We start from the raw sequence: 13210 nt of genomic DNA, 5'->3' as shown, positions 1-13210 counted from the left end.
TAATCTGAGTCATTTGGGTTTCCTCCTCGGGTTGATGGTTTTTCGACAACTCTATTTTATCCGAGGTTGAACCCTTTTGGCTCAATTTTTTTAATTTTTGAATTTACACCATTATATAGACTTTATCGACTCAACACAGCTACTAGTTTTTTAAATCTGGCATTCTCTTTTTCAATTTTGCAATACTTTTTAGCATCGCCGGTGGTCGTGCTTCCGTATTTCTTGCGCTAACGGTGATAGGTCTGCTCTGCTATGCCAATCTGTCTCGCGGTTTCTCCAATAGTTTTTCCCTGGCTGTACAAAACTTCAACCTCCCGAAGTTTTATGATGATCTGTTCCGTTGTGTAATTTACTCGTCCCATTTTTACATCATCCTTTAGAGTGATTTTATCATATCACCCCAACTCTAAATCTAAATACATTTTAAGGGGTCTGGCCAATACAATTACATAATTTTAACTATATACACAAATCGCGCATATTAGTAAAATGTAGAAAAAATATAAATTTGGGAGGGTGAATTGCGTTTTCTATAAGTCAAAGTCAAGGAGGTTAAAAGTTGCAAGAAAAAAATCATTTATCAAAAATTGATGTAATACATTAGGTGTACAAAACAACTTAATAATAGGAGGTTATTTATATGGAGAAAAGTAAATTTTTAGATCTGACTGCTAAATATGCTAATGAAACAGAACCATTTGCAGAACTAATTAACTTGAAAGGTCAGGTGGCGGTTGTTACAGGCGGCGCAGGCACTCTTGGGTATCTGATTTCCAGACGACTTTTAGAGGCTGGTGCTTCAGTTGTGCTGACTGATATCAATGAAGAACGTGGTGCTTATGCGGAGGAATCACTTATTTCTCTTTGCGGAAAAAACGTTATATTTAAAAAGGGCGACATTACAAAAACAGAAGACATGGATGCTGTTATGAACTTTGCAGTTGAAAAGTACGGCAGACTCGATATATGTGTTCACAGTGCAGCATACTGGAGCTACTATCCAACACTTGGAATTTCAGATGAAGAGTGGAACTACACAATTGATACAGTTCTGACAGGTACAATGATTGCTTGCCGCAGTGCGGCAAAAGTTATGAAAGAGCTTGGAAACGGGGGGAAGATTGTTCCGATTCTTTCAGACGCTTCGATAAATTGCGAACCACCATTGGGCGTTCTCGACCACTACGCTGCTGCAAAAGCAGGAGCAAGGGGATTTGCAAGATCCTTTGCACGGGAAGTGAAACAATATGGCATCAATGTCAACATGATGTTGGCTGGAGCAATGAATACCATTGGTGCACGCTTCTTGAATGTAAAAGGGATGGAGAATCCAGAAACTCGTGCAAAAATGGCGCATACAAATATGCCAATGAGCAATACTCCCGACGACATGGCACGCGTTGTATTCATGTTATGTACAAAAATATCTGATTTCATGTATGGTGCTGATGTAATTGTAGATGGTGGTGCTCATATCAATCTTGGCAAAGAATAAAACCAGGAATTCTTGATACAGGCCAGGCAAATAAAAAACGGAAATTTGGAATGACAGCTGAATTCAGCATTGCAGCTGGCGGTGATGATATTCTATTAAAATATACTGGTTTTGCGGGTCGTCTGGCAAATTCTACCGAAATGGCTGAGCCTGTAGTCTTCTTAAATAGCAATATGGCATCTTATATTTCAGGAGCTTTATTAGCTGTAGACTTTGGAACGGCTGGGCTTACAGAAAGAATCATGGGTGGCGCTACATTCGACATGGTTAAAATTCATTTCTTTGGATGATAATACTTGTCTAGGTCTGTTTTTCTGTACCCATTCATCGCTAGTCATCCAATTATAAATTATTTAAGGGCAGTTTTAAGAATGTCTATTTATTGATGAAATAAAATTCCTGTTCAAGAAGTTGATCGTAAGAAAATAATATTATTCAAATTTTGTAATTAAGAAAATTAAAGAGTGTGAAAGGAGAAGACTTTATATGTGCAATAAAGTTGTAACTGCAATTACTGGTGGAGCTGGTGGATTTGGAGAAGCAGCCGCTATTGAATTAGGCAAGAAGGGGACTGTTTTGCTTGGCGATTTCGATGAGGTTGCTCTAGAAAAACAAAAGGCTAGATTGGAATCTCTAAGCATCGATGTCAATACGATGTATTTGGATGTGCGTGATAAGGTAATCTGTAAAGAATTTGCAGAATATGCGGCGTCCATTGGAGATGTCAAACATGTTATCAATATTGCAGGAGTTGGTCCCCACACATCTTATATCGAAGACCAACCAGTTTCAAGTCCGGAACTTACCTTTCAAACAAATTCTATTGGGACAATTTATATCACAGATTCTTTCTATGAAGTAATAGCGGAAGATGGCGTGATGATTAATTTTGGATCTCTTGCTGGGCATTATATACCAGTAGACGAGAAAATAGCAGGAGTATTTGACAGTTGCTACGAAGATAGCTTCTTACAAAAGCTTGTGGGTATGGTTTCTGGACAAGGCAAAAGTGAATTGGAACAATCTCAAATGTCTTATTTGTTGTGTAAGGCATTTGTAATCCATTACACAAAAAGAAACGCAAAACGTTTTGCTGCAAATAAAAAGAGCCGTATTCTTACAGTATCACCAGGGGCCCATTGGACGAGACATATATGGGACCTTCCTGATGTTTCTAAAGAACGTACAATGGGAGCCCAAATAGAAAGCCGATGGGGAAAAACAGTAGAAATGGGTGAAATATTATCATTTCTTTGCAGTGAAAAAGCAGGCTTTATTACAGGGGTAGATATTCTTGTTGATGGTGGGGCATTGGCAAATGTAAAGGTGAAGCAGATTGATTAGTTTGCTTTGACTGCCTAGTCTGTTTTTCAATGCACTACTAAAACGTGCCTGGCATTTTGGAAATTTTCGAATTTTTGTGCATGAACAATTACATAATTTTGATTATATACGAGAACATTGCATAATAGTAAAATTTAGAAAATATATAAAATAGGAGGATGGAAATTATGTTCACTATGCACGAGGGATACCAAAAGTTGTTAGGATTGGATATTACAGGTATGCCCAATAGGATTATTGGGGCAGCAAATGCGACACCGATGAAAGAACTTTTAGACTTAACTGGAAAAGTCGCAATTGTCAGCGGCGGTGCTATGGGTATGGGATTCTGCGCTGCTAACAGATTGTGCGAAGCAGGAGCGAGCGTTGTTGTTGCTGATGTAGCCGATGAATACGCCGACAAAAATTTAGAATTTTTAAAATCTAAAGGATACAAAGTCAAGTACTGTAAAACAGATGTAAGCAATGTTGAACAAATTAAGGCAGCTGTCGATTTTACTGTTGAAGAATTTGGCGGTGTAGACATACTCGTTAACAATGCATCGGTTTGGAGTCACAGGACACTAAGCGAAATCTCAAAAGAATCATTAAAAGAAATAGTGGACGTAAATTTAAATGGAACTTTGTTTTTCACACAGGCAGTAGTGGATGTTATGGAAAAGCAAGGTCGCGGCGGAAAGATAATAAACGTAGCTTCAGTTGCAGGATTGTCTGAGGATCCGGGGCCGGTTATGTTTGAGTATGTTGCCTCCAAATCAGCAGTAATTGCACTGACTAAATCGTTAGTTAGAGCATTACAGCCACTTAAAATCAATGTAAACTGTGTTATCCCAGGAGGGATGATGACACCGGGTGCTATGCTTACACAGGCTACTGAGGCGGCATTAGAGATTAGAAAGACTCTTAAATCTCCACCAATTGGTGATCCTGATCATGTTGCCAGAGTCGTCTTTATGATGGCTACACAAATCAGTGATTATATGCATGGTGCCGAAATTATTGCTGATGGAGGTGCGTGCTGCGGAATATAGTTGAATAACAGGGTCTTAATTAAAAGTAATTAAAAAGGGGGAATATTAATGGACAACATAACTAGGGCACGAAATACAACTTTAGGCGCTATGATTATGACAGCTTTTGCAATAGGTTCATATGTGACGATTCCTGTATTTATTTTACCGCTCATCATGAAATTAGGAGTTGGTGTGGGTGAAATAACACTAGTTTTCACTTTTGCAGGTATTGGTGGATTAGTAACTTCATTTTTACTTGGAACTTTGGTGAAAAAAATACCAGTAAAGGTATTGGTAGTATCAGCAGGGATTTTGTTGGCTGGATTTTTCGTAATTCTAGGTACTGCAACAAATATTGTTTTGATTTATATAGGTGCAATCGTTTTCGGTTATACAACAACAGTTGGTGGATTTGGTATAGCCCAGACTGCCATTACCTGGTGGAATGCAGCAAACATAGGAAAAAAATTAAGCCTTGTTAGTGTTGGGGTGGGTATTGCTGGAATGATTTTTCCAATAGTTGTTGGAATTTTACTAAACAAAATGAGTTTTCAGGTTATTTCAATTGGAGTTGGAGTCGTTTCTGGGAGCATAATGATCCTGTGTGGATTATTCTTGATTTCGGATCATCCTTCTAAATATGATTTAACTGCGGTAGGAGCTGAAGAAGCTTCGGCCCAACAAGCAAATCAAGCAGGTGCAAGCACTAAGAAGTCTTTAAGTGTGAAGCAGATCATTTCCACACAATATTTCTGGTTTATTATCATTTCATTGTTTATTATGACGCTGGCAAGTACAGGTTTTACGAATAACGCACCTACATTTTATACAACGATTGGTATTTCTGAAACTATGGCTGCTACACTGGCAGGAATTACATCGGGTGTCGCTATTCTATTTTCATTACTATTTGGTATCATGGTTGACAAATTTGGCCCTGTTAAATCAATTACAATTTATGGCGTTTTGATAGCAATTGTATTTGTTGGAGCAACTTTCCTGTCAGGGGTAGTTGGGGGAGCAATCATAGCTGTTTTGCTAGGACTAAAAACCATGACAGGCATGATAGGATCCATGACATTGCCGAGACTCTTCGGAAGAAAAGAAGCTGCAAGTGTTATCGGATACTCAATGGTTTCGCAAAATATTGGCGCAATGTTCGGAGCGCCATTTGCAGGGTTCCTGTTTGACGCATTTGGAAACTATAATACATTTTTCTTAACTGCAGCTGCAATGGTTGTTGTTGCAGTAATATTCATAAACTTGGGTTCAGGCAAAAAAGCATATGAAAAAGTGGATCAGTTAGCAGCTTGATCAAAAATGTACATTTGTAGAACTCAAATGGTAGGATGAACCAGCATTAAAATACATAAAATTGGGCATTTTACCCTGTGAGATTCAATGATATCATGATATCAAATTCATTAATTGAATAAATTGTAAAATTTATGAATTTAATAAATTAAAAAGGAGAGAATATTAATGACAGAAAAAAATCAAGAAATCGAAGTAAAAAAAGAAGACAAGAAAGTACAAGCGTCCAAGATGAAAAAGGGACGTAAAACAATTGCGTACATACAGGAGTTAAAGGACAGTGGAACCCCAATTGTTCAGATGTGTCCAGCTCAGCGAGATCAGTATTTTACAATGGCTGCTGAAATGGCAGGTTGTGACATTTGTCGTTTGACAGTACCAGCAGAGAATACCGCAATGTCAATTGCGAATGCACCTTGGTGGATTCGTACTGTTCGAAACGCTGCGAAGACGATCCATATCAATTTTTATATGCAGACTCCGACTTTTGCTTCGAAGGAAAAAGCTTTGGAGTATGGCGCTATGTACATGGCAGAAGGTGCTGATTCACTGCTTCCAATGGGCGTTAATAACGAAACTTTGAAGTACATGGCTGACAATCATCTTGTGGTATTCGGTCATGTGGGGGCACTGTCGGGCTGGCAGACAAGCAGACATGGAGGCTATAAGCGTTTAGGCAAGACTGCTGAAGATGCGATGAAGGTATTTCGCATGGCTTACGAGTATCAGGAAAACGGCATGATGGGTATGACAATTGAGCTTACACCAATTGAGGTGACCAATGCTATTGCTAAAAAATTGAGTGTACCAGTAGTATCAATAGCAGCAGGAGGTGCTGCTGATGGTTGTGAGATGGTTGACTTTGATACCTTTAATATGATGCCGGCACCTGTTTCACACGCCAAGGCTTACGGTGATTTTTTCAAGTGGGCTGCAGGTGCATATGCAGGATGGGCAAATGATGTTCGTACAGGTGCTTACCCAGAGGATAAACATGGCTTTCATATGGAAGATAGAGAACTGGAAAAATTCCTAGATGCCATTGAAAAATTTTAATTTTTAACTTCTCATAGTATAATCGTTAGCATACAAAATCTAATAAAAGAAAAAAGGCTCTAAACAGCAATTCAATTGCTGTTTAGAGCCTTTATATGAATGCGCGCAATGTATGAGTACAAAACTTGAAATTCACGGTAGATGTGTAATTGCGGTTTGTCATTATTCAATCACAAAGTTTGGTTTGATTTTAATGGTTATCCGGTCAAGCAAATCGATTGCTTCTTTGTATGAACTTTCTAAAAAGGATTCATCGGCATGATATGGGCGAAGAACTTGGTAATAATAGTATTTTTCAAAAACATCCTGATCGACATTTATGTCCCCATTACAATAGTGATACAAAATTCCTCTTGATGCATAACGAGAACTTATATAATCTAATTCGCCTTCAATGCTGTTTTTGTCAAAATCTATCTTTGATAAATGATAGTGCCTTGCTTTTTCTGAACTAATAAAATCGATGTTAAATAATAAATATCGAATAAGTTCATTAAAAAAACGATGTGCATGAGGATCTTGCTTGTAATACCGTGAAGTCCAAACTGCAGAAGCAGCGTTTGTAATAAGTGTGTTAGTTACTCCTACCTCTAGGCCTTTTCTTTCAAAAACAGACAATATATTGACTGAGATATCATTTTGTACTTCTTGACCTAAATTAAATTTCGTCGCAAAATAATATGTTATAAGCTGTTTTTGTATACCGCAACGTTTTGCAATTTTATCCATAGTTGCGTTAGTGTACCCTAATTCATAAAATATTTCTTTTGCATTTTCGAGGATTATCTTATGTTTTTTATTATTGTTTTCCATAATAAAAAATATATCAGTTTATCTTATATAGCGCAAGAGTTTTTTGACATGTCAAAATAATCCTTGACAGTATAACGAAATGCGTGGTATATTTGACGTGTCAAAAACAATAATACCAAACAAATATACAATATAGAACTACAGTCGCGTTGATATGTAAACTGACAGAAATTTTCCGGCAATTATTTATAAGTCTTATTAGCATCTTTGTTTTTCTTGAGTTCATTAATTGAATGAGCAAATAAAAAGTAAAGGAATTCAAATCATGAAGAAAGACTATAGCAAATTACCTTGGATGGAAATCAATAAATTTTTACTCGAAGTCGAACGTTTAAGACAATCGAAAGACCTTTTTGCTGAAACTGTAAAACATATCGAGCAGATAATTGCTTATGATCAAGCCCGAATATATTTTATCAATGATTCTAGCAAAATAATTGACGAAATTTTGTTCGGCGTTGATAAATGGTGGAGCAGGATATACGTAGACTATTATTCAAAATCAAAACGCTATTCAATAAAAAATTCCACCAATAGACAGGGTAGCCATAAAGCTTTGTATAATTGGAATGATTTTGAAGAAGATGATTTCATTCGTGATTATATACGGCCACAAGGGATCAAATCAAGCCTTGCTTTTATTTTTTATAATGAAGACAGTTCAATTAATTGTATATGTATGTTGGATAGGACGGGAAAAATTAGTTTTTCAGAAACGGAAACTGAAATTGTAAACATAATTCAGCCCCATGTACAAAATCTTTCAATGAATCTAGTGAAAAATATCAATGACATTCAACATTCAAAAGCAAACAACAGTATTTTTGACCTGCTAACAAATAGAGAGCAAGAAATTGTCGACTATTTATCCCGTGGTCAAGCACCTTCAACAATCAGTGATGAATTATATATTAGCAAAAACACAGTATACCGGCATATAGCTAATATTTACTCAAAGCTACAAGTTAGTAATCGGCAGGAACTCATAGTGAAGATATTAGGTGTCAACAATTTTTAGTAAATTATAAACAAAACAAATTATTGCAATAAAAAAATTTAAGTCTTTTGATTTTCAAATTTGTTAATGAATGAAGCTGCATTGTTCAACTGGAAGAATCAGTCAATTGGTAGATAGTATAATTTAATGGACGATTATAAACATTCAACACAGTTCAAGTAATTACGTTGCGATTGAGAGAATGCAATTTTTAGAAGGAGAAAATAAACATGGACAGTATTACTGAAATAAGTTACAAGGGAATTAAAGTGGATCGTTTTGAAAAGCTGACTTCACCGAAAAAATTGGAAAGAATCATGAAGGATGCCGTCATTGATAAAGTGTTAGAAATTAATGATATAGACGTACCAAAGACTCAAGTTGATGAAGAAGTTAAAATGATGCTTGTTGAATATAACCATAGATTGAGGTATGAGAGTATGGGATATGCAGGGAATATGGAGTTAGAACAAGATGATTTAGAAGAGCTTCTGGTTAAATTCAGGGCAGAAGCTTTTAAGTTAATAAAAACAAAATTGATACTTGAAGAGATTATAAAGGCTGAGAATTTAGAAGTGACACAAAAGGAGCTCGAAGAAGAAGCCCGTGCTTTGTCTGAACGTCAGCATATTTCGATTGATTTGGTCAAGGATTTTCTCGGTGAAAATTTTGAATCGTTGAAAGGTGATTTATTGATAAATAAAGCGATTGATCTTATTTGTGATAATGCAGAATTTATATAGATTTGGATTAAGGTTTCAATTTTCTATTCTAATCTATTTATGCTTGACTAAATCACAAAGACAGCTCGATTACTGAGCAGGAGGAACTGGTTTGTCAAGACTAAATGAAAAACATATTAAGGCCATTCATTTCTGCTTAAAAGTCCGGTGTACTTGGGTTGGATCGACAATAGGCTAGCTTTATCTATTTCCAATGCCACCCTGTATGCTCCGATTCCACCAAATTTTACTATAAATTTAATATTTTCACATGCGCCGGATCAGTTTGCTGATCTGGTTTTTTATTTGACTGGAAAACTGTAGTTGAGTTGAGTTATAATAAATTTGTTACGCATTTTAAATTGAATTTCAAAAGGGGGAAAACAAGAAAATAAATTCTTGGAATTCAAATACGACATTTCGTAAGCACGAAAGGATTATTTTATGAACTTTGATTTATTTACGGTAATTCAAATATATATGTTTGTAAATTATACATGTACGCTAATATTGGGACTTGCTTGGTATCGAATCAAGGATAAGTATAGTGGTATTTTTTTCGTCTTTTTGGATTTTATATTCCAATCTGTAGGTCTTACATTAGCAAGCCTTCAATTCCTAATATCACCGATTTATTCTGTCATTCTTGCGAATACCTTAATGTATGTTGGTGCAATATTACTTTTACTTGGTGTTGGAAAGTTTATGAACATAAAAATACAAAATGTTCCTTATATTTTTACTAGTATACTTTTTATTTGTCTATATAGTTTTTTTACTATAATTTCTCCTGACACAAGGATTCGACTTATAGTTTTTACGGTTATGATTTCACCTGTTTTCATTCACACAATTTATATTATTTTATATAAAGCGGACAGAAAACATAGAAAATTTGCGGTTAATGTAGCGATAGCGCATACACTGCTTTTGCTGATTCACGGTTCGAGAGCGTATATTGGTTTGAATAATTTCAGTTTACTGGATTACAGTAATTTGCATCAAAGTGAGTCACTGCTCATAACAAGCAGTTTATTACTTATGATTTATCTTACATTTTCGATAACCCAAATGATTCATATGAAATTGCTGTTCCAATTGGATCGATCTAATGATTACACCAAGAATCTTCTAGTTAAAACACAGCATCTTGCCAATACGGACAGTTTAACTAAAATCTATAATAGAGGAAAAATTGAAGATATATTGAAAGAAGAAATAAATATTTATAAAACCTATGGTCGCTTATTTTCAGTTTTGATGGTTGACATCGACCATTTCAAGCGATTTAATGACGAATATGGACACGACTTTGGAGATCAAGTAATAATTGAAGTTTCCAGACTCTTGCAACAAAGTCTTCGTGCTACAGATTCGATAGGAAGATGGGGTGGCGAGGAATTTCTCATCATTTTAAAAGATTCAAATTTACAAGTGGCTCAATCGGTTGGACAAAAGCTTATAAACATTATAGGTGATAAAACCCTAGAATATGATGAAATTAAAGAGAATTTGACAATTAGCATAGGATGTTCAGTAATGAAAGAAGATTATACGATGAGTACACTGATTAAAAGTGCTGATACATCATTGTATAAAGCAAAACAGAATGGACGTAATCGTATTGAAATATTATGAATTAGTGCATAAAATGAGCTCAAAGGAGTGATTGTTGATGCAAGGTAAAAAAGTGGTTTTTATCTTTTTATCAATTCTATTGCTGATGTTAACTTCTTGTGGAAACAAATTAGTGCAGCCGGAAATGCATAGAAAAACGGCTTAATAATTGAGCCGTTACTTTCTAATTTCCTGATTTATTTGCTTCTTTTATCCATTTGCGATTATTTTTCCTCCAAGATATTTTTTGCCCTTAGATACTCTTCTTCTGTAATTTCTCCCTGTGCAAAACGTCTGTCTAATAATTCTTTCGCATTGTTTTTCAAAGGGTCAGACTTTCTTTTGTTTCCCAAGATTAGTATGATAGCAACAATAATGGCTACTATCCCAACACCAATCAATATCAACGGCAAGAAGTACCACTCCCGTTGATTCCAAAGCATGGGCATTCGATCAAAAATTACTGAGTCTTCATTGAACCATTCGTTCAACCATGCACTCATCTGGTGGATTTCATCCATTTGTTTCGATCGAATCGAAATGGCCAATTCTTCCACTTCGACGTGTTCTGCAAGACCTTGTTGAATTAATTGTTGGGACATCCTTACAGCTTCTATGTGATGCGGGATCATGTCTTCCAAGAAATTTTCATCCAATTTCTGACCGGTCAAGCCTTCATAATTGCCCATCATAGGTTCATATTCTATTTCATGGGGTCGATCTGGATACCATATTTCCAGCCATTCTTTCATCAAATCGATTTCTTCTTGTTGCGTCTCTATAATTTGCTCAGCAAAATCTTGCATTTCACTTCGGACGGTGTTATCTCGCAAAATTTTCGCATTCCGTACAGCTTCTTCATGATGAGGAATCATATGCAAAAGATATTCATACTCGCTATCCACAAATTCAAAATTACCCCGCATCATACCCGGTCCCATCCCGAGAGTGAAAAAGGCCATTACCACAAGCAGCAAAAGGATCACTATTTTGTTGATTTTCTTTTTCAACTTCATCCACCTCCAATCTTTTTCTGTTTCCAATATTTTTACCCATGCCTGGAATATCTACACTTTAGCGGGTTCTACTTTTCAAAACTCCATTCACTTAGAATGATGTATTTCATATCTTGACTTTGGTAAATGGCAGTTCAACCTTTTATCGAAAATCCGAAAAAGTATTAAAAATAGATCGATCGCGGCTTGAATAAGAGACTGAAATATAAACCAGATGTAGTGTTATTCTTGTGTCAATAATAGATTTTAGGTATGCGGTATGGTATACTTTTATATGGTAGGTTTTTGTAAATAGCAATAAATATTTTATAAAATATGACCTAATTTGGAGTTGTAATGCGATGAAAGATAATTTTGATCACAACAAACAGTATATGGATTATTTACATTCTATTCCTAAAGAAGTATACATTAAAATTCTTGAAAATTGTTTTTCTGATATTTACGTTACAGACAAAGATAGAAAAATTTTATACGCAAATCCGAATTCCTTGAGACATTACGGTGTACCACCTGAAGAAATGGTGGGTAAAGACAGTGAATCATTCAGAAAGGGAAAGTGGACTCCTTCTGCATTAGACCTCTGTATGAGAGAGAAGCGTACAGTTTTTGTCGAACAAAATTATCTCATGATTGGGAAAAATATTTCCTCTGTACTGACTCCAATTTTTGATGAAGACGGAGAAATCGAGATGGTAGTGGCAATAGCAAGTGAGCCACCGGTCAATTACGATTTGACATGGAGAAAAGTCGATGGTCAGATTTCTAGTAAATCAGGGATAGATCATGATGGATCCGAGGATAAAAAAGATGATATCATCGCTCAGAGTTACGTGTTTTGTAAAATCCTTAACACAATAAAAAAGGTGGCAAAATCAGATGTTTCGATTTTGCTCACGGGCGAATCAGGTGTTGGTAAAACACTTGTGGCTGAATATATACATAAAATCAGTTTAAGAGAGGATAATCCGTTTTGGGCTATAAACTGCGCAGCTATCCCTGAAAATCTGTTGGAGTCTGAACTATTTGGTTATGCGCCGCATGCTTTTACCGGTGCCAGCAACAAAGGGAAAATTGGACTTATAGAGTTGGCAGATGGTGGCACTTTATTTTTGGATGAGATTGGAGATCTTGCTCCGAGTTTGCAGGCAAAACTTTTGGACGTCTTAGAAAACAAGCGTTTTATTCCTGTCGGTGGAAACGAGATGAAACATGTGGATATCCGAATAGTTGCAGCGACGAATTCAGATTTGGGAAAATTGGTTGCTGACAAGAAGTTCAGATCGGATTTATATTGGAGACTGAATACTATCAATATAGAGATCCCTTCATTAAGGGAAAGAAAAGAAGATATTCTACCATTAACTTCATATTTTCTTAAAAAATTTAATGAAAAATATAAAAAGGACATTGAATTTTCTCCAAAAGCCATCGCTGTTTTTTTAAGTTATGACTGGCCCGGGAACATAAGGCAACTGAAAAATATGGTAGAAAGGTCAGTTCTTTTGGCAATAGGCGGGTCTGTTACTGCCAAAGATCTGCCGGAATTCATAATTGAAAGCGTAGCAATGGCTGAAGATAATTCGAATGAAAGCTACGATCGCATTTTGGACAGCATTGGAAAGCACCTGATCAGAGAGTCATATAAAAAGCATAGAAATATGAAAAAAGTAGCAAAAGAACTGGGTATGACTCATTCAAAAGCGTTTAGATTGGTAAATGAGTACTGTCAGGATATTAAATAGAACAAAATTGTAAAAGTGTAAAAAAATTAAATATGAAATTATTATATCAGTATTCTTGAGGATATATTTCAGAAATGA

13 protein-coding genes are annotated in these 13210 nt (G+C 35.8%); 10 read left to right on the top strand and 3 right to left on the bottom strand.

The features are described 5' to 3' along the window. Nucleotides 1–227 precede the first annotated feature (227 nt). Nucleotides 228–362, bottom strand: a complete 135-nt coding sequence (locus tag IWB18_RS12600; protein ID WP_269747913.1) for a hypothetical protein — start codon at nucleotides 360–362, stop codon at nucleotides 228–230. A gap of 278 nt (nucleotides 363–640) precedes the next feature. Between IWB18_RS12600 and IWB18_RS06725 the strand changes: the two genes are divergently transcribed. From IWB18_RS06725 to IWB18_RS06700, 6 genes are all read left to right on the top strand, one after another. Continuing rightward, nucleotides 641–1495: an SDR family NAD(P)-dependent oxidoreductase gene (locus IWB18_RS06725; protein WP_195682849.1), complete on the top strand. Its 855-nt coding sequence runs from the start codon at nucleotides 641–643 to the stop codon at nucleotides 1493–1495. Nucleotides 1496–1545: 50 nt separating this feature from the next. After that, nucleotides 1546–1785 (top strand): hypothetical protein, encoded by a 240-nt coding sequence (locus tag IWB18_RS06720; protein WP_195682848.1) that lies wholly within the window; start codon nucleotides 1546–1548, stop codon nucleotides 1783–1785. Nucleotides 1786–1981: 196 nt separating this feature from the next. Further along, nucleotides 1982–2839: an SDR family oxidoreductase gene (locus IWB18_RS06715; RefSeq protein WP_195682847.1), complete on the top strand. Its 858-nt coding sequence runs from the start codon at nucleotides 1982–1984 to the stop codon at nucleotides 2837–2839. A gap of 167 nt (nucleotides 2840–3006) precedes the next feature. Next, nucleotides 3007–3870 (top strand): SDR family NAD(P)-dependent oxidoreductase, encoded by an 864-nt coding sequence (locus IWB18_RS06710; protein WP_195682846.1) that lies wholly within the window; start codon nucleotides 3007–3009, stop codon nucleotides 3868–3870. A 48-nt stretch (nucleotides 3871–3918) separates the two neighbouring features. Then, on the top strand, nucleotides 3919–5166 hold the full coding sequence (locus IWB18_RS06705) for an MFS transporter (RefSeq protein WP_195682845.1): 1248 nt from the start codon (nucleotides 3919–3921) through the stop codon (nucleotides 5164–5166). 231 nt (nucleotides 5167–5397) lie between these two features. Beyond that, nucleotides 5398–6222, top strand: a complete 825-nt coding sequence (locus IWB18_RS06700; protein WP_195682844.1) for a 3-methyl-2-oxobutanoate hydroxymethyltransferase — start codon at nucleotides 5398–5400, stop codon at nucleotides 6220–6222. 162 nt (nucleotides 6223–6384) lie between these two features. On the opposite strand, the gene IWB18_RS06695 is transcribed toward IWB18_RS06700, so the two are convergent. After that, nucleotides 6385–7035, bottom strand: coding sequence for a TetR/AcrR family transcriptional regulator (locus tag IWB18_RS06695; protein ID WP_195682843.1), 651 nt, complete (start codon nucleotides 7033–7035; stop codon nucleotides 6385–6387). A 265-nt stretch (nucleotides 7036–7300) separates the two neighbouring features. Between IWB18_RS06695 and IWB18_RS06690 the strand changes: the two genes are divergently transcribed. The 3 genes from IWB18_RS06690 (at nucleotide 7301) to IWB18_RS06680 (ending at nucleotide 10392) form a co-directional block, all read left to right on the top strand. Further along, nucleotides 7301–8053: a response regulator transcription factor gene (locus IWB18_RS06690; protein ID WP_195682842.1), complete on the top strand. Its 753-nt coding sequence runs from the start codon at nucleotides 7301–7303 to the stop codon at nucleotides 8051–8053. A gap of 209 nt (nucleotides 8054–8262) precedes the next feature. Continuing rightward, entirely contained in the window at nucleotides 8263–8775 is a 513-nt protein-coding gene (locus IWB18_RS06685; protein ID WP_195682841.1) for a trigger factor, read from the top strand. A gap of 423 nt (nucleotides 8776–9198) precedes the next feature. Continuing rightward, nucleotides 9199–10392, top strand: coding sequence for a GGDEF domain-containing protein (locus tag IWB18_RS06680; protein WP_195682840.1), 1194 nt, complete (start codon nucleotides 9199–9201; stop codon nucleotides 10390–10392). A gap of 203 nt (nucleotides 10393–10595) precedes the next feature. On the opposite strand, the gene IWB18_RS06675 is transcribed toward IWB18_RS06680, so the two are convergent. Beyond that, on the bottom strand, nucleotides 10596–11381 hold the full coding sequence (locus IWB18_RS06675; protein ID WP_195682839.1) for a DUF305 domain-containing protein: 786 nt from the start codon (nucleotides 11379–11381) through the stop codon (nucleotides 10596–10598). A gap of 347 nt (nucleotides 11382–11728) precedes the next feature. Between IWB18_RS06675 and IWB18_RS06670 the strand changes: the two genes are divergently transcribed. Further along, nucleotides 11729–13132, top strand: coding sequence for a sigma-54 interaction domain-containing protein (locus IWB18_RS06670; RefSeq protein ID WP_195682838.1), 1404 nt, complete (start codon nucleotides 11729–11731; stop codon nucleotides 13130–13132). The last annotated feature ends 78 nt before the right edge of the window (nucleotides 13133–13210 follow it).

Source organism: Alkalibacter mobilis, from assembly GCF_015594845.1.
Lineage (GTDB): Bacteria > Bacillota > Clostridia > Eubacteriales > Alkalibacteraceae > Alkalibacter > Alkalibacter mobilis.
This window is presented reverse-complemented; position numbering and strand designations above follow the sequence as displayed.

Coding starts and splice junctions, on each gene's coding strand:
- IWB18_RS12600 (WP_269747913.1), bottom strand. CDS start 362: ATGGGACGAGTAAATTACACAACGGAACAGATCATCATAAAACTTCGG.
- IWB18_RS06725 (WP_195682849.1), top strand. CDS start 641: ATGGAGAAAAGTAAATTTTTAGATCTGACTGCTAAATATGCTAATGAA.
- IWB18_RS06720 (WP_195682848.1), top strand. CDS start 1,546: ATGACAGCTGAATTCAGCATTGCAGCTGGCGGTGATGATATTCTATTA.
- IWB18_RS06715 (WP_195682847.1), top strand. CDS start 1,982: ATGTGCAATAAAGTTGTAACTGCAATTACTGGTGGAGCTGGTGGATTT.
- IWB18_RS06710 (WP_195682846.1), top strand. CDS start 3,007: ATGTTCACTATGCACGAGGGATACCAAAAGTTGTTAGGATTGGATATT.
- IWB18_RS06705 (WP_195682845.1), top strand. CDS start 3,919: ATGGACAACATAACTAGGGCACGAAATACAACTTTAGGCGCTATGATT.
- IWB18_RS06700 (WP_195682844.1), top strand. CDS start 5,398: ATGAAAAAGGGACGTAAAACAATTGCGTACATACAGGAGTTAAAGGAC.
- IWB18_RS06695 (WP_195682843.1), bottom strand. CDS start 7,035: ATGGAAAACAATAATAAAAAACATAAGATAATCCTCGAAAATGCAAAA.
- IWB18_RS06690 (WP_195682842.1), top strand. CDS start 7,301: ATGAAGAAAGACTATAGCAAATTACCTTGGATGGAAATCAATAAATTT.
- IWB18_RS06685 (WP_195682841.1), top strand. CDS start 8,263: ATGGACAGTATTACTGAAATAAGTTACAAGGGAATTAAAGTGGATCGT.
- IWB18_RS06680 (WP_195682840.1), top strand. CDS start 9,199: ATGAACTTTGATTTATTTACGGTAATTCAAATATATATGTTTGTAAAT.
- IWB18_RS06670 (WP_195682838.1), top strand. CDS start 11,729: ATGAAAGATAATTTTGATCACAACAAACAGTATATGGATTATTTACAT.